The following is a 19,861-nucleotide window of genomic DNA, read 5'->3' on the forward strand; positions in this document are numbered from 1 at the left end:
TCAAGCGGCGGCCGCTTCGGTCACCGCGTGCGTGCTCGCCACGGCCGCCGCATGCTCGCGAATCAGACGATAGACCGTTTCGCCGGGCACCGTCTCCGACTCGAGTAGCTGATCGGCGATCGCGCGCAGCACCGGCTCGTTCGCACGCAGCAACGCGAAGCACGCGCCGTTGAGCTCGTGCAGCAGCGCGTTGGCGTGCTCGATCGCGCTCTTTAACTGCAAGCCCGCGACCTGCTGCGGCAGCGCTGCGAGGCTGAACAGATTTCCGTCCGCGTTGAAGCCGTGCTTCGACACCATATCGAGGCTGATGCGCGAAGCCTCCTGCAGATCCTGCGCAGCGCCGCTCGAGGCTTCGCTGAACATGAGCAGTTCCGCGTTGCGGCCACCCAGCAGCACCTGGATCTCGTTGCGCATTTCCGTCTCGCGATACAGGTACTTGTCCTGCATTTTCGTGATCAGCGCCACGCCCAGCGCGCCGCCGCGCGGCAAAATCGTGACTTCTTCGAGCACGCCAGTGCCGAGGAGGGCGGCGACGAGGCCATGTCCCGCTTCATGGATCGCAATGCGCGTGCGCTCGTCGTCCGAAAGCGCGCGCTCGGCGCCGTTGACGTCGCCAATGCGCGCAATCTTGATCGCTTCGAGAAAATCCACCGCGGCCACATGCTGCTTGCCGGCCTTGCGCGCAACGAGACCCGCCTGATTCACGATCATCGAGAGCGTGGCCGGCGAAAGGCCCGTGGTTAGCCGCGCGAGCTGGTTGAAATCGATGTCGTTGGCTTTCGTCTTCAGATTGCCGGCGTAGAAGCGCAGAATCTCGGCGCGATCCTCCAGGTCGGGCAAACGCACCTGCACCGTGCGGTCGAAACGGCCGGGGCGGCGCAGCGCTTCGTCGAGATTGTCCGGGTGATTGGTCGCGGCGACGATGATCACGCCTTCGTTCGATTCGAACCCATCCATCTCCGCGAGCAGCTGGTTGATGATGCGGTTGCTTTCCGCCTCGACCGGGCCGCCGCCGGTATCGGTGCGCTTGCCGAGACCGTCCGCCTCGTCGATGAAGATGACCGTAGGCGCGTTTTTGCGCGCGAGTTCGAACAGGCGCTTGACCTTCTGAATGCCCACGCCGTAATACTTCGCGCTGAAATAGCTGCCAGTGATGGCGATGAAGTTCGCGCCGCATTCGCCTGCAAGCGCCTGCGCGAGGCGCGTCTTGCCAACGCCCGGGCCACCGGTCATCAAAACGCCGCATGGCGCGCGCACGCCCATGCCCGTGAATTGCGCCGGCTCGGTGAGCCACGCACGCACGTCGGCGAGCGCGGCTTTGGCCTCGCCAGCGCCAATCACGTCGTCGAAGCGCAACGCGGGGGACTCGCCGAGCAATTGCGCGCCGCCGCCCATTTCGCGGCGCATGAACCAGAACAGACCGCCCACCATCAGCACGGGCAGCAGCAGACTGAGTGCATCGCGCAGGCCGTCCAACGCTTCGGTCCACCGTGCGGCGCCGACGCGCACATCGGCGTGAGGCAGCCAGACGAGCTGCCAGGGCGGCGTGGCGCCCGGCTTCAGATCGCCGAGCAGCAGGGCGTTCGAGAACGCACCGTTATGATCGGCCACATAATATTTTTCGCCTTTGAGCGTCGAGACGAGAATCGCTTCGCGGCTCACACCGATAGCGGCGACATCGCGGTCGTGAATATCGCGCAGCAATTCCGAGGCGTCTTTCTCTCGCTTCGTCCAGGGCGATGTGTCATGCCGCATTTCGCTGGCAATGCCGCCAAGCGCCGCAGACTGGGACTGCGTGAGATCCGCATCATACCGCCAGTAGAAGAAGCCAGCCGTTGCCGCGACTGCGGCCGCACAAACACCCAACGCAATGTATCGGCCAAAGCGTGACCACCGCGAATTACTTGCCGGTTTCATGAATCTATTCCTGCCTCGCGCCGCGATGGCGACGCCAGATAATCTATCGTGGGACCGGAGGCGCAAGAACGTCTCGCCTTGCGTAGTCCGTAGATATTCAGGAATACGAAAACGACCCTTTTAATCGCGCTGCTCCATTGGAATTATGCCTGCGTTGTGCGGCGCGCGAAAAAAGGGATTGGCGGATAAATGCCTTTTAATCCGGCGATTTAGCGCGGTTGTGTGTTTTTTTGAGGGGCGGGATCGGTGCTATGTGTATGTGCGTGATTGAGGTGATGAGGGGACATTAATCTGTTGCGATATTATTTGACATAACATAAATTATCGAAGTTTTTGATGTAGGTCCCAAGTAGAAATGTCGGGTTTCCGCTAAATAGAAGTGTCGTGTTCTGGGTAGTTTGAGCGCCGGACATCCACAAGGAGCGCCGGCGATGAACGCGACTGGGACGATCACGATGACGATGCGGGAAGTCGACCGGTTCAAGGTCATCCAGGCGGTGACCGAGGCACGGCTCAGGCCTGGCCAGGCGGCTGATCGGCTGGGCCTGAGCGTGCGCCAGGTTGAGCGGCTGGTGCTGCGCTACCGGGCCGCTGGCGTGGCGGGACTGGTGTCGGGCAAGCGTGGACGCCCCAGCAACCATCAGTTGCCAGCCGGCAAGGCGCAGCGGGCGCTGGCACTGATCCGCGAGCGTTACGCCGATGTCGGGCCCGACGCTGGCGTGCGAGAAGCTCGCTGAATGCCATGAAATCTGGCTGGCAAAGGAGACCGTACGTCGATGGATGCGCGATGCGAGTCTGTGGATTCCGCGCGCAGCGTCCACCGAAGGTCTACCAGCCGCGGGCCCGACGCGCGTGTCTGGGCGAACTCGTCCAGATCGACGGCAGCAATCACCGCTGGTTCGAGGAGCGCGCACCGGCCTGCACGCTGCTGGTGTACGTGGACGACGCGACGAGCCGCCTGATGCACCTGCACTTCACGCAGACCGAATCGACCTTCAGCTATTTCGAGGCCACGCGTGCGTATCTGGAGCGTTACGGCAAGCCGGTGGCGCTGTACAGCGACAAGGCCAGCGTGTTCCGCAGTGTCAGGGCCCACGAGACCGGGCGCAGCGTGACGCACTTCGGGCGCGCGATGTACGGACTGAACATTGAGACGTTCTGCGCCAATAGCAGCTCGGCCAAGGGCCGCGTGGAGCGCGCCAACCTGACGCTGCAGGACCGTCTGGTGAAGGAACTGCGCCTGCGCGGCATCAGCACGGTGGCGGACGCGAATGCGTATGCGCCTGCCTTCATGGCGGCCTACAACGTGCGCTTTGCGAAGCCGCCCAGGAGCACGTTCGATGCGCACCGGCCGTTGCGTGAGGACGAGGATCTGGACGCCCTGCTCACCTGGCGCGAGACGCGGCGCGTGACGAAGTCGCTCACGGTGCAGTACGACCGCGTGATGTACCTGCTCGACGACACGCCGCAGAACCGCAAGCTGGTGCACCGTTACATCGAGGTCTGGGAGTACCCGGACGGACGCATCGAGTTGCGGGCCGACACGCGGATACTGCCGTACCGCGAGTATGACCGCCTGACCGAGGTGGACCAGGGTGCGGTAGTCGAGCACAAGCGTCTGGCGCAAGCACTGGAGGTGGCGCAGGCGCTGCAGGCACAGCGCGATGACCGGCGCGCCTCGGGCTCGCCCTCGCGCACGAACCGCGGCATCGAGGTGCGCAGGGCCGAACGGGTGCCGGGCTCGAAGAAGACGCGCGAGTTCACGCAGGCGGACATGGAAGCGGTGATCGTGAAGCTGGCGCAGACCTCAAAGCCAGATTCAAAACCTGGGCGGCGGTCTGCGAGGGCTCGCTGAACGCACACCACCGCCCTGCTGCTCCAGACGCTATCCTTCAACACGGAATGGAGATCAACACCGGGAAAGACAGAAGCAAACCTCTCTAAAACCGGACATTTCTATTGAGCCGGAGACCAGACATCTGTATCTGGCCATGGCATTTGATGTGGGTCCGCGGGTCGCCCGATGCGCTCGCAGCGGGAATTAAAGCCGACGGAATACCAGGCTGGCGTTGACGCCCCCGAAACCAAAACCATTGGAGATCGCATATTCCGTCGATATTCTTCGGGCCGATCCGCCGACAATGTCGATGCCGTCCGTTGCCGAATCAGGCTGCGTCAAGTTGAGCGTAGGCGGCGCAAGCTGGTCTCGCAGCGCGAGCACCGTGAAAATGGCTTCCACGCCGCCAGCGGCCCCAAGCAAATGTCCTGTCGAAGATTTGGTGGCTGATACGGCGGGACCGCGATCTGTTCCAAATATCGCCTTAATGGCCGCCAACTCACTGATGTCGCCTACGGGCGTGGACGTCGCATGGGCGTTCAAATGCCCGATCAGCCTGGGTTCAAGGTTCGCCTGCTGGATTGCCAGCTCCATCGCCCGACGTCCGCCGGCGCCGTCCTCGGGCGGAGAGGTCATATGGTGTGCGTCGGCGCTCGTGCCATACCCCATCACTTCCGCAAGCGGAGTAGCGCCCCGCTGCAATGCGTGCTCCAGGTCTTCTATGACGAGCATGCCGGCGCCCTCTCCCATGACAAAGCCGTCTCGCCCAGCATCGAACGGGCGGGACGCCTGAGCGGGTTGATCATTAAAGCCTGTGGACATGGTTCTTGCCGCGGCGAATGCCCCCAGGCTGACGCGATCGATACAGGCCTCGGCTCCGCCACACACGGCAATATCGGCTTCGCCAGCGCGAATCAGGCGCGCTGCGTCGCCAATGGCCTGTGCGCTGGCTGCACAGGCAGTGACCGGTGCGCCCAGGGGACCACGAAAGCCGTGGCGAATAGATATATGGCCCGCCGCCATATTGGCCAGGAAACTCGGAACGGTGAAAGGAGAAAGTCGCCTTGGACCCCGTTCGTCAGTAGTCCGGACGGCCTCTACAATCGCACCGAACCCACCTACGCCGGATGCCACGATTGTTGCTGTCCTTTGGCGGGCGCTTTCTGTTGCAGGTTGCCACCCCGATTGATTCAAAGCCTCTTGCGCTGCAGTCAACGCAAAGAGGCTGAACCGGTCCATCTTCTTCTGGTCCTTGGGTTCCACCGCGAGAGCGGGATCGAATCCCCATGGGCAGTCTGATGTCAACACAGGCACGACGCCACCGACCTTCGATGCAATCCCATCGGTGACGTCGCCAGGCAAACCGGCCAGGCCTGAATGCCCCTTCAAGAGGCGGCTCCATACGGATTCAACGCCACATCCCAATGGCGACACCATACCCATGCCAGTCACAACGATCCGTCTCGTGCTCAAACCATGCTCCCTTTTGACCGACGAAGAAACGCCGCCAGAAATTGGCTCAACGCGCCATCTAGCAGCTATCGCAAACTTCAGGCGTAGCAGAATTTCCCGGTCAGTATAGGCGCAGGGCTAGCAGAGAACTGGCGCATCGCGCCAATCAATGTGCAAAATGCGCCATAATGGACGAACCATGAAATTGTCCTCGCAAAGCCCTCTCACGCTTTCCGCCCACTTCTTGCACGGGATGCTGCGCGTCATTCGTGCCCGTCACGGAGAAGGCGTAGCAGCACAAGCACTCGCCAGCGCCGCCATCCCCCCGTCCCTTCTCAATCAGCCTGACGCTCGAATGACACGTCAGCAATACGTCGCGTTGTACAGGACAGTCGCGGCGACGCTCGATGACGAGATGCTGGGACTATGGTCCAGGCCGATCCGGGGTGGCACGTTGAAGTACCTGATGCTCAGCTTGCTGGACGCGCCTACCGTGCTGGTGGCGTTCAATCGTTTTGTCCGCTTCTGGAATTTGTTGCTGGATGACTACCGGTTGCAGATATCAACGAAGAAGGATCTGGTGCGACTGGCTCTGGCGGAGCGAACGTCTGGCACACAGGTCACGCCACTTGGGCATGAGTTGATGATGAAGCTCGTTCACGGCATCGCATCATGGCTGCTTGGCAGGGAGATCAACCTGCATCGGGTCGAGTTCAGTTTCGCCAAGCCGAGGCATGTAGAGGACTACGCATTCTTGTTCCCAGGTCCAGCGCACTTTGATTCAGAGGTGACGAGCATTTATTTCTTGTACCAGGATTGTGCGGAGCCGTTCAAACGCGAGAAACACGAGCTATGGGAATTCCTGAAGCGTGCTCCCGGAGACTGGACATTCACCGCACTTCACTACGGATCCATTGTGGCTAAGACGCGCGAGTATCTTGAACAGAATATTGCGCAGCCGGTGACGATACAGGATCTTGCACAGGCGCTGCACACGTCTGTACGCACGCTCAACCGCAGATACGCAGAGGAAGGAACGCATTTCCAGCTGGTGAAAGACGGACTACGACGGGATATCGCAGTCCATCGGCTGACAAACTCGAACACGAGCGTGGCCGCGCTCGCATTTGATCTCGGCTTTTCCGACGCCACCGTTTTTTGCCGCGCATTTAAACACTGGACCGGCAGTAGTCCTACTGACTATCGCAAAGGCACCCGGCAGGGTGAATGACGTGGCAGTCCACACGCACAGAACAGCACTGCACGCCACGCCGTCCCAGGCGGGGGCGGCATGGGACTCTTCGTAATGGTCCACCTCCTGGTGAGTTGCTGTGGCTGACTCGCGCCTGGCTCTTGCGCTCAGACGATCGACGATCAGGCTTGTTTTGGCGCCGCTCGCGCCCGCGTTACCGGGCGGCCGCCCTCGGGCCGAGGTAGTCGGAAGTGCAGCGATATTTCCTGACCACCCCTCCCAGTCTAATTTCGCCCGCGCCCGCTGACCTCCATCACTTGATGGAGATCGACCAGAAATGCGCAGCATGGCGTGCCTGCATTGATCATGCCTGGACGGTTGGCTGGAGCGGGTGCCGCCGACGTTCGAGAGCTGCTCTTTCGACATCCTGAATAATCTCACCTCAGTTGGGTGCCGACGGTTTTGACCCTCCAATCTACAGATCAATTCGCTGCAAAGCGGCAAACGTCGATGGCCACAGCGAAAGCGGGTGTTCGACTGGTTGATCGTGCGACTTTGCGCTTAAGATGAACTTCTGCGCGCATCACCTTGTGCACGCCCGCGAATGGCGGGAGCCAGGGCAGCGCCTGGATCAACGCCAACAGGTGTTTTCATCATGCATGCGAGCGTGCCCGCCGCGGTCGCCGGTCGTGCGGCTGCAATGAGGCCAAGGAGCGCGGCGCTGGCGACGTTTGGCCTGCCTGGCTGGTCGGCCCGGCTTCGCCACGCCTTGCTCGCAGCGGCATGCGCGCTGGGCGCGGCACCGGGCGCGCTCGCCGACACACCCGACAATACAGTCGATTCGGGCCACACGGCGGGCACCGTCACCACCGCGAGCCGCACCGGTCTCACCGTTTCGCCACGAGACGCCGCCGTGCGCCAGGTCGTGCTCGGAATCATCAGCTTTACGCACTGGCCGACGCCGCCTGGCCACCTGCACCTGTGCGTGACGGGCAGGCCCGACTACGCACAAGGCCTGGTCGACACGCTGCAGGCCGGCTCGACGCCGCTCGAGGTGCAGCATCTCCCCTTTGATGATTCCGCCCTTGGCGCAGCCTGTGAAGTCGTCTATCTCGGCGACCTGAACGGTGCCGAGAGACAGCGGGTCAGCGCCACCGTGGCGGGCCGCCCGGTCCTGACGATTGCGGAACACGATCCGACCTGCACCGCGGGCAGCATGTTCTGCCTGAATGTCGATGGCGAGCGCGTTACGTTCGACATCAATCTCGATGCCGTAGCGCGCAGCGGCGTACGCGTCCAGCCCAATGTCCTCAATCTCGCGCGGCGGCCGGTGACGCCATGAGACGGCCCACGCCCCCCGCTTTCCCTGCGCGCCCGACGCTGCAAAGCGTATTGCGCCGCGCGCATCTGCGTCTGGCGTTCGTTGCCGTCACGATGGCCGCAGTGTCGTTGATCATGGTCGCCGTGATCGCATTGCGTGCCTATGCCGGCAACAACCTGAACCTGCTGGCCCGCTCGCTCGCCTATACAGTCGAGGCGGCATTGGTGTTCGGCGACCGCATTGCGGCGACCCAGGCGATCGTGCTGATCGCCAAAGAAGAAGACGTGGCCGAGATCGTGGTCTCGGACAGCACGGGTCGACCCTTCGCCGCATGGCAGTCGCCAGCCGCCAATGCGATCGCCAGGCTCGAGCGGTCGGTCGCCGACATTGCGCTGCCTGGCCCCGTCACCGTGCCGGTGGTCCACGACGGCGTCGTCGTCGGTTACGTCGAAGTGCGTGGCCAGGGGCACCAGTTCTTCGGTTTCCTGCTCGGCGGCGTCGGTGGCATCCTCGCGTGCCTCGCCGTTAGCGTGCTTGGCGCTTATGTCAGCTCGAAGCGCGTGCTGCGCAGCATCGTCGCTCCGCTGCACGCGCTGGCAGGCGTTGCCCACGCAGTGCGGCGCGAGCGTGCGTTCGAGCAGCGGGTCGAGCCCGCGGCAATCGCTGAACTCAACGAGCTCGGCAACGACTTCAACGCCTTGCTCGACGAATTCGAAGACTGGCAAAACACCCTGCGCCACGAAAACGCGTCGCTCGAACACAAGGCGACCCACGACGCGCTCACCGGCCTGCCCAATCGTTGGCAATTCGAGGCTCGCCTCATGCGTGCGCTCGACGAGGCCATGGTGACAAGGCAGCGCGTCGCCGTCCTCTATCTCGACTGCGACCGCTTCAAGGAGATCAACGACGGCCTCGGCCATGAAGCCGGCGATGCGGTGCTGATCGGTATCGCGGCGCGGTTGCGTACGCAGTTGCGCGAGGTCGATCTGGTGGCACGCCTCGGCGGCGACGAATTCGCCGTGATGCTGGCGCCGATGCGCGAACTGGCCAGCGCCACCCGTATCGCCGAGGACATACTGTCGAGCATGACACCGTCGATCACCTTGCCCGATGGCCGTACGGTGGCCACCATGATGAGCGTCGGGATTGCGTTGTATCCCGATCACGCGTGTGACGCGAACGGCTTGCTGCGGGCCGCAGATGCCGCGATGTACCGGGCCAAGCGTGCGCGGCCGGGCTCGTGGCAATTTGCTGAAGGTGTCGCAGGACAGGCTTGACGTTATGGCATGGCCCACCGGCCGGGTCTGTCGCAAGAATTTGCAACCGTGCGCGCAACGCCGGCGCGCTCGAGGGGAATGCGATGAAAAAACACTCGTCTCCTGCAGGTAGCTGGCGGGTTGGCATCGGGAGCGCACTGCTCCTGTGTATGCTGCTTGGGGCCTGCAAGACGCCGCCGCTTTACCGTGGTCTGACGCAGACGCAAGTCCAGGCACTCACGTCGGCGGGCTTCGAGGAGACCGAGCAAGGTTTCGAGTTCGGCTCGACTGGACCCATTCTGTTCGACTTCGACCGCTACAACCTCAAGCCCGACAGCCGCAGGATTGTCGAGCACATCGGCCATACGCTTATGTCGGCGGGGCTGACCAGCGTGCGAGTCTATGGCTACAGCGACGGAGAAGGCGCGAATGCCTATAACTTCGAGTTGTCCAGACGCCGCGCGGAGGTCGTGGCGCTCGAACTGATCGACACCGGCCTGCCTGCCGGGGATGTCGAGATCATCGGGAAAGGTAAGCGTGATCCGGTGGCGGATAACCGCACGGAAGCCGGCCGGGCTCAAAACCGCCGGGTCGCGATTGTCGTCTCGCCACGCTGAGAGTCTATGGAAAATAACCGATTGCTCCAGTTCACGCAGACCTCATTCCCTGGCTGCCGGTTTCACGATGCCTTCCAGTTGATAAAGCTCGATCTTTCGATAAAGTGTGCTTCGCGAGACACCGAGCGCGCGTGCGGCTTGCGCGAGGTTACCGTGTGTATTGTGCACCGCGCGTGCAATGGCCAAACGCTCGGTTGCCTCGAGACTTGCCGCCTCGTCACGCAGCGAGGGGATGGCGCCGGACATCGAGATTTCATCAAGCAATTCGACAGGCAAATCGTCGAGTGAAACGGCAGGTTCGCTGGACGTCAACAGCATATTCTCGATTACGTTGCGCATTTCCCTCACATTGCCGGGCCACGAGTAGGCACGCAGCACGGCCATCACCTCCGTGCCGAGTTGTCGTTCGGGGACACCATGGCGCAAGGCAAGCTTGCGGTTAAAGTGCTCGACTAGCAGATCGATATCGATGTCCCGTTCGCGTAGCGGCGGAATACGTAGGCGCGTAACACTGATCCGGTAATACAGATCGCGGCGAAAGCGACCGGACTCGACCTCTTCGCGCAGATTGCGATTGGTCATTGCCAGCAAGCGCACATCCACGCGGCGCGGTTGCGTATCGCCCAGGCGGTAAATGACGCCCTCTTCCAGTACGCGCAACAGAACGGGTTGAAGTTCGAGCGGCATTTCACCGATCTCGTCGAGACAAAGCGTCCCGCCGTGAGCCAGTTCGAAACGGCCGGGCCGCCCTTCCGTTGTCGCGCCGGTAAAAGCGCCACGCACGTGACCAAACAGTTCGCTGGCAATCAGTTCCTTCGATGCCGCACCGCAGTTATACGCGACAAACGGGCCGGTGCCGCCCTCTTCACCATGAATCGCGCGCGCGAACAACTCTTTGCCAACGCCCGTTTCACCCTCGATGAGCACCGGAACACGCCTGCTGGCAAGCTGACGCCCGCGATTGACGGCAGCCTGCATCGCGGAACTTTGCCCCTGGATTTGCGCGAAGCCGTTGCGCTGTGGATCAGCTTCGCCGCGACCGGCGAGTCGCACACTCACAGGCCGCGTCCTGGCCGGCACGACCAGCATCGCCCCAATCGGGCTGCCGTCGACGACGACAGGGTTGAACCATTCGGCGCTCAAGCCCGCGGGCAAATGTTGCGCCCAGTCTTCAACGGCAGAGGTCTCGCTCATGCCAGGAAAACGCTCGCCAATACCGACCGGCAACGTGACTCTGCCAGTGGTATGCACGAGCCGGCCACTGCGATCGATCGCGACCATCCCGGTCGCGTCCGACGACGACACCCGCTGCAGGCAAAACGCCAGCAAACGCATATGTTCGCGAGCGGCCTGCTCGGCGAGCACCATTTCGATTTGACGCGCGGCGGTCACCGCCAACGTAAGATTGTTGATCTGGTAAGTGGAAGGCGGCCCGGAAATATCGAGTACGCCGATCACCGCGCCCGTGCCCGGCTCGCAAATTGGCGCGGCCGCGCAACTCCATGCCTTGATGCCTTCGCAGAAGTGCTCCGACGCATGAATATAGGTCGGCTCACGCGTTGCCAGCGCGGTGCCGATACCATTGGTACCCGCACTGCCCTCGCACCAGTCGCCGCCAATCGTCAAATGGATTTTTTCGCCGGCCGCCTGCGTGCGCAAATCGCCGGCTGCTTTCAGGATGACACCGTCCTGATTCGTGAGCAGCAGGATTGAATGTGAATCTGCGAACAGGTCGGCTGTGACAGTGAACAGGCGATCAGCCGCAGCCAGCAGATCGCGATGGCGCCAGAGCAGCGCCGCAACTTCGTTGCCATGTACCGCGATAGGCGCTGAAACCGCAGTCGGACTCACGCCCGAGCGCAAGCTGCGTTGCCATGAGTCGATGAGCGCCGGGGGAGCGGAAGTCGAGGATTCGCCCGCCAGAAAGCGCTCCCAGGCGAGCATCGTGCCCCGATCGGAGTGACGGAGGTTAGCGCGCTGCGCGTTGGCCACGATGCCACGCATCGCAGCCTGATGACCAGGATCCGACATGCTGCCAAGCTGATGTCTCCTCGCCACAACGTCCTCCTGGGCGATGGGTCAACGCGGAGCCGGGCCCTGCGGCCGGCTTCGTCATGACTAGCTAGAATATTGTGGCTGGACGAATCTTGCCGACTTCTATTTTCAAACCCAGCAGCGAACGCGCTCGCAGTATATGCCTGAATCCTCAACAAGTCTTTTGGGGGAAACACGGTCAGCAAACCGCGTACCCCGCCTCGCCTTGCACTTTCATTAATCTCTTTGTCACGCGTTTGTCAGCTCCCCCAGCCGGGAATACCAACGCCACATGTTTGCAGCACCAGCACGACGTTGAACGATAAAACCACCAGCGCGGCCACGCTGGCGATGACCGTCGTAACCGTGCGATTTGCGTAGTCGCCCATCACTGCATCGCAGCGCGTAAACCACAGCAAGGCTGCCATCGGCAGCGGCAGCGCGAGACTCAAAACCACCTGACTCAAGATAAGCGCACGGGTTGCGTCGACACCGAGCGCCACCACCGCGAACGCGGGCACCATTGTGACGGCTCTGCGCAACCACAGCGGAAATTTGAAGCCGACAAACCCCTGCATGATCATCTGGCCCGCCATGGTGCCCACCACCGAACTGGATACGCCCGAAGCAATCAGCGATATCAGAAAGATGCTCGCCGCGCCTGCGCCGAGCAGCGGCGCAAGCGTGCGGTACGCGTCCTGGATTTCAGCGACCTCGGCATGGCCATGATGAAACGCACTCGCAGCCATGATCACCATCGCCATATTGATGACGCCGGCAATGCTCAGCGCGACCATCACTTCGAGGTTCGAAAACTTCAATAGTTGCTTACGCTCCTTCCCGCTGCGCGCGACCACGCGATTCTGCGTCAGGGCCGAATGCAGGAACAACGTATGCGGCATGACCGTTGCACCGACGATACCGACCGAGATCGTCAATGCATCCCTGTCCGGCAGGCTTGGCGAAAACGCATGGAGCAGAACGTTCGGCCAGACCACCGGCGCGATGAACAACTCGGCGAGATACGAGAGGCCAATTACGCCCACCAGTGCGCCGATAGCGAGTTCAAGTGGTCGAAACCCGGCGCTTTCGAACAACAGGAGTCCGTATGTCACCAACGCAGTAATCGCCATTCCCACGAGCAACGGCAGATGGAACAGCAATGCGAGCCCGATCGCGCCGCCGAGAAATTCGGCCAGATCGGTGGCCATGGCTGCGATCTCGCTCGCCCCCCACATCAACAGCACAACCGGTTTAGGGAACCGTTCCCGACACAATTGCGCGAGGTTTTTACCCGTGACAATGCCAAGTTTCGCCGACATCGCCTGAAACAACATGGCCACGAGGTTCGCCAGCACCACCACCCACAGCAATGTGTAGCCGTATCGGGCGCCCGCCTGTATATTCGTCGCGAAGTTGCCGGGGTCCATGTAGGCCACGGAAACGACGACGGCCGGACCGGCAAACGGCAGCAGCTTCAAGGCGCCACGCCGGCGCCCTTCCAGTACCTCTCGCGCAGCAAGCATCGTGCGGGCAGTACTTGCCCCCGAAGTCGCCAGACTCTCTGGCCGAACGCGATCATCCATGCGTGCGCTCCCGTTGTTCCCGCGATTCGCAGGAGCGCCCTTCCGGGCAGGCATGCATGGCAATCACGCTATGGCTTTGAGGATCGCACTGGCAACGCCGTGCATCAACGCAGCGGTCGTTGCGCTCACATCGCATAGCAAAACCGACAGCCCACACACGGTGATGCTCCAACCCAGCGTGACCTTGAGCACGCGTATCGTGGGCATCGCGCCTACATGCCGGACCGTCGTCGCAGTCGCACCGAAGTGACGGCTGGTATCTATTGCCATTGTTCGTCTCCCCACGGCGGCGCCTGCCCGGACTGCGCGGGCCGCGGCCCTGCCAGGCCGGCCTCCGGATACCGAAGGCCGGCTACGCCAGTCTTGTCTTCTATGCCCGGCCGAGCCGCTCGGCGCCTGCGCCGAGCGCGGGTCCGGCGGTCGGATCGATCGTTTCCGGTTTTTTGGCGATCAGCGTCTGGGTGGTGAGAATCAGCCCTGCTACCGAGGCCGCATTTCGCACCGCACTGTAGCTGACCTTGACCGGGTCGATGATGCCGGCTTCGGCGAGGTTCACGAAGGCGCCGCGTCGCGCGTCGAGTCCCATTCCGGGTTTGGCGCGCACCGCTGCGCTGACGATCGCCGCGCCGTCGAGGCCGCAATTCGTGGCAATGTGAAAGAGCGGCTTTGCCAAGGCGCTCTGCAAGAGCCGCGCACCTTGCTGCACGCTGCCATGGCTACGCGCGATGACACCCTCCAGTTCGGACGAGACCTGCAGCAAGGCCATGCCGCCACCCGGCACGACCCCTTCGGCAATCGCCGCGCGCGCCGCGTGAATCGCGTCGTCGATCAGATGCAGCCGGCGCTTCTGTTCGACCGGGGTTGCGCCACCCGCGAGAATCAGCGCGGTGCCGCCCGACAGCTTGGCAAGCCGCACCTGAAACTTGTCGCGCTCGACATTCTCCGGCGCCATCTCGTACTGGCGCGCCACCTGTTGCCGCCGCGCCGCTACTGCCGTGGGATCGCCGCCGCCCGCGGTGATGATGGTCTGGTTCGACGAGATGCGTACCTGCCGCGCTCCCCCCAGGTCGCCCAATTGTGTGGCTTCCAGCTTTCCACCCAGGTCGCGGGCAACGACCTTGCCGCCTGTCACGATGGCGATGTCTTCGAGCATCGCCTTGCGCCAGTGTCCGTACTCCGGTGGATGAATCGCCGCCACGGGCATGCCGCCGTTGTCACGCCATGCGAGCAGCGTCATCACGCAGGCTGGCGCGACCTCTTCGGCGATGATCAGCAGCGGCCGTTTGCTCTGCGTCGCGAGCGCCTGCAGCGCCGCCACTTCTTCCTGCGACTGCAGCCGTTGATCGGTCATCAGAATGAGCGGGTTGTCCAGCACCACCTGCATTCTTTCGATGTCGGTCACCATGTGGTGAGACAGGTAGCCGCGATCGAACGCCATCCCGTCCACCACTTCGAGACGGGTTTCGACGGTATTGCCGTATTCCACGTCGACAATGCCGTCGGCGCCCACACGTTCCAGTGCTTGCGCCACAAGGTTGCCGGTAAACTCGTCGTTGGCTGCCACCACAGCCACGGCGCGCACTTCGTCACTGCTGCGCAGGGGCATTGCCGAGCGCTTGAGCGACTCGATTGCCTCGTTGACGGCCAGTTCCAGCCCCTGCACCAGCTCGACCGGGTTGGCGCCCTGCGAGAGGCACGCGAGGCCCTCCTGAACCAGTGCGTCGGCGAGCACAGTCGCGGTGGTCGTGCCGTCACCGGCGACTTCGTTGGTCTGCCTGGAGACTTCGCGCACGACTTGCGCGCCAATGTTCTCGAATGGATCTTCGAGCTCGATCTCGCTGGCAATGCTCACACCGTCGCGCGAGATGATCGGCGAGCCGATTGGCCGGTCGATGATCGCGTTCATTCCACGCGGGCCCAGCGTGCCTCGCACTGCCTTGGCCAGTTTCGCGATACCCCGACCTAGCGCCATGCGCGCTTCGTCGTCATGCAGCATGATATTCGGCATGATCCTGTCCCTCCTGATCCGGTTAGTTCTGGTTGCTCTTGTTTACTCTGCTGCGCGAGGCGCCTCTCGTGCAGGCGCGAACGACCCGCCGGGCTTCGCATCGCGAGTGCGCACGAAGTGCACCGGTTTGATCTCGACTGCCGGTGCGGATGTGCAACCCTCGCCGTAGCGGGCAGCCAGCAGACCGCGGCAAAGCGCGCCATTGAATTCGGCATTGACGCCGACCCTTCGCAACGCTCGCAGGTATGCGCCTAGCTCGTCTGCCACCAACGCTTCACCTTGCGCGTCGACGAATGCCAGCGCCTCTTCCTGCTCTGCTTCGGCATTGGCACCACGCCGTGCAACGAATCGCCGCTCGACGTATCGCGCTACGAGCCGCCACGTTTTCTCATCGTCCGTGCTCTCACCTGCCAGCTCTGACAACTGCGCCATGCTCAGGCACACCAGCTTTGCGGGCTCGTTGCCTTGCCCCAGCAGCCAGCTTAAAAGCGCCTCCTGCCGCCGCTGGAAAGCTTTGACGAGAAAAATGCGCCGTACGTCCTCCACCTCGCCATTGGCCTCGCCGCCGAAGGTCTGCTGGAACGATCGTCCGGCGGCTACACCTCGATTGATTTCGGCGGCGTACATATGCTCGTCGAGCGTAATAGTGATGTTCGTCGCCCATGGCAAGCCCGCTATCGCCCGCCGCATGTCGTCGGCCATCAGGTAGGCGAAATTCGCCGCGCACCAGTAGGTCGGCAAGCGGAAACCGATCGACACACGGCCGCCCTCGACCTCGACCGTGGTGACGAAACCCAGCTCCGTCACCGACTCGTCGAGTTCGGGGTCAGCAACCGTCGCGAGCCGGGACCAGACCTCGGCGACGCGGTCCGATGCGACCTCCGCCCCGATTGCGGCCGAAGCTTGCACAACGAGCGGCGTGCTCATGCGCCTGCCGCTGCCGGTTGCCGGACATCCTCCAGCAAGGCTTTTTGCGCCTCGACATCGATGCCATACAGGCGCGCCGCGTTGAGCCCGAGGATCTTTTTCTTGGCCGTCAACGACAACTGCACACCGGTTTCCTTGCTGACCGACTCGGGCAATTCGAAGGCCATGAATTTTTCGATCAGCCATTTCGGCGACCAGATGCCGTAGTCGCTGCCGTAAAGAATCTTGTCCTCGCCGATCCAGAACAGCAGCTCCGAGATCACATGCGCGAAGTATTCCGGCCGCGTATGGATGAACGGCAGCACCACGGCGAGGCCGCCGTAGACGTTCGTCTCCTGGGTCGCGATCCAGCAGAAGTCGTCGAGTCGCGGCAAACCACAGTGCTCGACAATGAAATTCAGGTTCTGAAAACTGGTCGCGGCATCGTCGACATCGGCCACGTCGAACGCATCGCGATTCAGCGGCAGAATCGTCGGTCCCTTGTGAACGTGGATGTTCTTGATCCCCAACTTCTCGCAGCGTTCGAAATAGCGTTGCACGCCTGGGTCCGACAGCTTGTAGCCTTTGCTGTCGCCGCGCCATTCCGCCGTGTAAAGCTTGACGCCCTGAATCTTGTAGAGCGACGCAAGCTCCTCGAGTCGATCGAGGCCGGCTTCCCCATCGCGTGGATCGAACGCACCGTTGACGATAAAACGGTGCGGATACTTCTTCTTCAAGACGTAGTTGGCCTCGGTCGTGTTGAAGCCGTTTTTGTAGAAGTCGGTCAGATACGTTGGCTGACAGATCGCCATGTCGTCGTAACCCGTGACGAACAGGTCGTCGACCATCGCCTCTTCGCCGTACTTGTCGAACTTCTCCTTGGGCCACAAATACTCCTTGGGGCTCAGGTTCGAGTGATACGCGTAGAAGCAGTCAATGAATTGCTGGCCGTGCACGTTCTTGACGTTGGCCTTGCTGCCGTCCCATAGATGAACGTGGCCGTCGATGATGAAGACTTCTTCACCGTCCGAGGTTCGATACATGGCATTCGTCTCCTTGGTTGTACGAACGGCCCTTCGCCATAGCGGGAAACGGGCCGTATGGTTGGATCGGGGTGGGTTCGCTCACTCGTAAGCCATCGCATCGTCCATATTGCCGAACAGCACGACCGTCTCGTCGTCGATCATCACCATGCGCCCGTAATGGGTCGAGGTGGAGATCTCGAACAGATGCGGCGTCATCTCGCGGCCTAGCGCTTCGCTGATCTCGCCCATCTTGAACTCGATCTTGCCCTGGCCGTCGATGCGAATCATCGCTGGCAGATACGTCACCGTGATGCCCGGTTTCGCAGCCATCAGTTCGGCGATCGCCCGCGCCTCGACGCTATCGTTCATCGTCACACCGCATTGGTGCGAGATGGTCTGCTCGAAGCGAACGTCCTTCATCGACTTGAAAATGTTGTCGGTATGCACTGACATTGCGTACTCCTCTGCGCGGTGGGTTCGAATGGTTCGAGCGGCGCTCAGGCGCGGATCGACGAAGGAAAGTGAACGCCGACCTCTCTCGCGATCATCTCCGCCCGTTCTATCGCGCTGTTCAGACAGTCGTTGAACTGGGCCGTTTTCACGTGCGGAATCGACCAGATCGGCTGCAACTGTTTCGCAGCGGCGAGAGCCAGCACGCCGTGTTTCTCCAGCCATTCGCCGAAGAGCTTGCGATTGGCTTCGCCGTACTGCGGGTCGTTCGTGAGCATATGGAACAGCTCGACGGCATTGGCCAGATTGCGTTCGTAGTCGCCTTCGGCAGCCGACACGACGGTCGGCGTCAGAAAGTCGTTTTGCGCCGCCGCGACCTGCATGATGAATCCGCTGCGAAACAGGTCCGCAACGAGCGGCTCGAACACAACGTTCACGGCGAAGTACTTCTCGAGAAAGTCGGTGGCCCCGCCGATGGCTTCCACCGCACGACGCGTGTCCTGCCAGATGGGATCGGTGAGCCAGTGCTGCTTGCCCGCGTCGAGGTCGAGATTGGGCAGGTCGAGCGCGATCTCGCCGAGGTAGAGTGTCAAGTCCTGAGCGAAGCGCAGCTTGTACGACGCATTGGTGAGGATCGCGCTATTGATCATCTGCGTGTAGCCGTAGCGCTGCGCATGCATTGTGGACGTGCCCAAACCGAACTCGGCATGCTTGTATGCGCCCAAATGCGCTTCCAGCACCTTGATCCACGTTTTGTCGAAGCGCTTGACTGCCCCGGAGCGCCGCGCGTTCTGGATCGCGCCGCTGATCATCCCGACGATGGTCGACTGACGCTGGTAGTGCGTGCGCTCCCACTCTTCGTCGACGGCGCGGAACTTGTGCCAGTCCGAGCTTTTGGCAGCCGTCCACGTTTGCGAATACGTCGGCGTGCCGTCGGCGAATGAAAGAATCCAGTCTTGCAGCAGATAGCGATGCGGATCTGGCTGCACGTCTACGGTCATGTCTTCGTAGTGGCTGGCCTTGCGGCCCTTCGGCTCGAAGTAGTTGTACTTGCGGCTGTCCCAGCCGGCAAACTGGGCCGCGCCGGCCGCGCCCGATTTCACCGGCGACTGCTCTGCCAACGTACTCATGTTAGTCCTCCTTCACGTTTCGGTTATAGACATCCTGTCAGCGAACCGCCTGCGTAAACTTGTCGAAATACAGCCGCTCGGGCGCGACACCGGCCATTTGAAGAACCGGCATCACCGCCTCGATCATGGGAGTGGGGCCGCACGCGTAAGCGTCGATCTCACCCGCGAGCGCTTCCTCTCGCAGGGTGCGCCCGACCACCTCGTGAATAAAGCCGGTCTCGCCCGTCCAGCCGTCATCCGCTTCGGCGTTCGAAAGCGCCGGAATAAAGCGGAAATCCGGCAGCCTCTGCTCCAGATCTGCGAACTCGTCGAGATAGAACAGATCGCGCCGGCTGCGCGCACCGTAGAAAAAGCGGATGGGGCGCTCCTCGCCGCTTTGCACGTGATCACTCAGGATCGACCACAGCGGCGACATGCCTGACCCTCCGCCTACGAGCACCATGGGCCCGGGCTGATCCTCGCGCCGGAAGCAGGTGCCGTACGGGCCCTTCGCAATCAGCCTGTCCCCTGGACTGAGCCCGCCATCCAGTTGCGACGAGAATGCGCCGTTGGGATACTTCTTGATGATGAATTGCAGCGTCGGTTCACCGTCGGGCGTATTGGCCATGGAAAACGATCGCGTGATGCCCGCGCCAGGAATCGTCAGGTCGACGTATTGCCCGGCCCAGAAGCGCAAAGGCCTCGAAAGCTTCACCTCCAGCAGCCTGATGTCGTGCGTGAGCGCCGTGATCTTCGTGAGCGTCGCGTCATATTCGCTGACCGCGATCGAGCGGCGCATCAGGTCTTCGTCGTAATTCAGCAGTTCGACGGTCAGATCGCTATAGGCGAGCGTGCGGCATAGCAGGATATGGCCGGATTCGCGTTCGTAGTCGGGCAGCGCGAAGGTCGAATACTTCTTGAGTTCGACATCGCCTTCGATCAGCAGCGACTTGCAGCTGCTGCACTGCCCCTCCTTGCATCCATGCATCACCGCAATGCCTTGGCGAAACGCGGCGTCTAGCACGGTTTCGCCTTCCGCCACCGACATCTGCACGCCGACTGGCTCGAAGTACACGGTATGGAATATCTTGTCGTCGCCCTGGTCCGCCATCTCGCGCCTCGTTTCTTGCGTGTCGCTCATCGTGTGCTCC

Annotated in this window: 15 protein-coding genes and 1 pseudogene; 5 read left to right on the forward strand and 11 right to left on the reverse strand. The window is 62.1% G+C overall.

The window, feature by feature from the left end; all coding sequences use genetic code 11:
* Positions 1-1,917, reverse strand: coding sequence for an AAA family ATPase (locus U5A58_RS32595; RefSeq protein WP_321964509.1), 1,917 nt, complete (start codon positions 1,915-1,917; stop codon positions 1-3).
* Between the two features lie 431 nt (positions 1,918-2,348).
* Here U5A58_RS32595 and U5A58_RS32600 point away from each other — a divergent pair.
* Positions 2,349-3,772, forward strand: a pseudogene (locus U5A58_RS32600) (ISNCY family transposase).
* 186 nt (positions 3,773-3,958) lie between these two features.
* Here the strand turns inward: U5A58_RS32600 and fabF are convergent.
* A complete protein-coding gene (gene fabF, locus U5A58_RS32605) occupies positions 3,959-5,197 on the reverse strand; it encodes a beta-ketoacyl-ACP synthase II (RefSeq protein WP_415774327.1) in 1,239 nt (412 codons plus the stop codon).
* A 208-nt stretch (positions 5,198-5,405) separates the two neighbouring features.
* Here fabF and U5A58_RS32610 point away from each other — a divergent pair, with 208 nt between their 5' ends.
* From U5A58_RS32610 to U5A58_RS32625, 4 genes are all read left to right on the forward strand, one after another.
* Positions 5,406-6,437 (forward strand): AraC family transcriptional regulator ligand-binding domain-containing protein, encoded by a 1,032-nt coding sequence (locus tag U5A58_RS32610; protein WP_321964511.1) that lies wholly within the window; start codon positions 5,406-5,408, stop codon positions 6,435-6,437.
* Between the two features lie 616 nt (positions 6,438-7,053).
* Entirely contained in the window at positions 7,054-7,740 is a 687-nt protein-coding gene (locus U5A58_RS32615) for a YfiR family protein (protein WP_415774328.1), read from the forward strand.
* A complete protein-coding gene (locus U5A58_RS32620; RefSeq protein ID WP_321964513.1) occupies positions 7,737-8,996 on the forward strand; it encodes a diguanylate cyclase domain-containing protein in 1,260 nt (419 codons plus the stop codon). The genes U5A58_RS32615 and U5A58_RS32620 overlap by 4 nt, the downstream gene beginning before the upstream one ends.
* A gap of 83 nt (positions 8,997-9,079) precedes the next feature.
* Positions 9,080-9,592, forward strand: a complete 513-nt coding sequence (locus tag U5A58_RS32625) for an OmpA family protein (RefSeq protein WP_321964514.1) — start codon at positions 9,080-9,082, stop codon at positions 9,590-9,592.
* Positions 9,593-9,634: 42 nt separating this feature from the next.
* On the opposite strand, the gene U5A58_RS32630 is transcribed toward U5A58_RS32625, so the two are convergent.
* The 9 genes from U5A58_RS32630 to U5A58_RS32670 all read right to left on the reverse strand — a co-directional run bounded on the left by U5A58_RS32630 (position 9,635) and on the right by U5A58_RS32670 (position 19,851).
* A complete protein-coding gene (locus U5A58_RS32630; protein ID WP_415774330.1) occupies positions 9,635-11,596 on the reverse strand; it encodes a sigma-54-dependent Fis family transcriptional regulator in 1,962 nt (653 codons plus the stop codon).
* Positions 11,597-11,886: 290 nt separating this feature from the next.
* Positions 11,887-13,212, reverse strand: coding sequence for an Nramp family divalent metal transporter (locus U5A58_RS32635; protein WP_415774329.1), 1,326 nt, complete (start codon positions 13,210-13,212; stop codon positions 11,887-11,889).
* A 63-nt stretch (positions 13,213-13,275) separates the two neighbouring features.
* The gene (locus U5A58_RS32640) at positions 13,276-13,482 is read right to left on the reverse strand and encodes a hypothetical protein (RefSeq protein ID WP_321964516.1); all 207 of its coding nucleotides are present in this window, start codon (positions 13,480-13,482) and stop codon (positions 13,276-13,278) included.
* Positions 13,483-13,582: 100 nt separating this feature from the next.
* On the reverse strand, positions 13,583-15,220 hold the full coding sequence (locus U5A58_RS32645; protein ID WP_321964517.1) for a molecular chaperone GroEL: 1,638 nt from the start codon (positions 15,218-15,220) through the stop codon (positions 13,583-13,585).
* A 42-nt stretch (positions 15,221-15,262) separates the two neighbouring features.
* Positions 15,263-16,147: an iron-sulfur cluster assembly protein gene (locus U5A58_RS32650; protein WP_321964518.1), complete on the reverse strand. Its 885-nt coding sequence runs from the start codon at positions 16,145-16,147 to the stop codon at positions 15,263-15,265.
* Positions 16,144-17,169, reverse strand: a complete 1,026-nt coding sequence (locus U5A58_RS32655) for an amidohydrolase family protein (protein WP_321964519.1) — start codon at positions 17,167-17,169, stop codon at positions 16,144-16,146. Before U5A58_RS32655 ends, U5A58_RS32650 begins: the two co-directional genes overlap by 4 nt.
* A gap of 81 nt (positions 17,170-17,250) precedes the next feature.
* The gene (locus U5A58_RS32660) at positions 17,251-17,604 is read right to left on the reverse strand and encodes an MmoB/DmpM family protein (protein ID WP_321916269.1); all 354 of its coding nucleotides are present in this window, start codon (positions 17,602-17,604) and stop codon (positions 17,251-17,253) included.
* A gap of 44 nt (positions 17,605-17,648) precedes the next feature.
* Positions 17,649-18,731 carry an aromatic/alkene monooxygenase hydroxylase subunit beta gene (locus U5A58_RS32665; protein WP_321964520.1) on the reverse strand — a complete coding sequence of 361 codons (1,083 nt, stop codon included), beginning with the start codon at positions 18,729-18,731 and terminating at the stop codon, positions 17,649-17,651.
* Positions 18,732-18,768: 37 nt separating this feature from the next.
* Positions 18,769-19,851: an NADH:ubiquinone reductase (Na(+)-transporting) subunit F gene (locus tag U5A58_RS32670; RefSeq protein WP_321964521.1), complete on the reverse strand. Its 1,083-nt coding sequence runs from the start codon at positions 19,849-19,851 to the stop codon at positions 18,769-18,771.
* Positions 19,852-19,861 lie beyond the last annotated feature (10 nt).

It is taken from the genome of Paraburkholderia sp. J7 (genome assembly GCF_905220155.1).
In the GTDB taxonomy this organism is placed as follows: Bacteria; Pseudomonadota; Gammaproteobacteria; order Burkholderiales; family Burkholderiaceae; genus Paraburkholderia.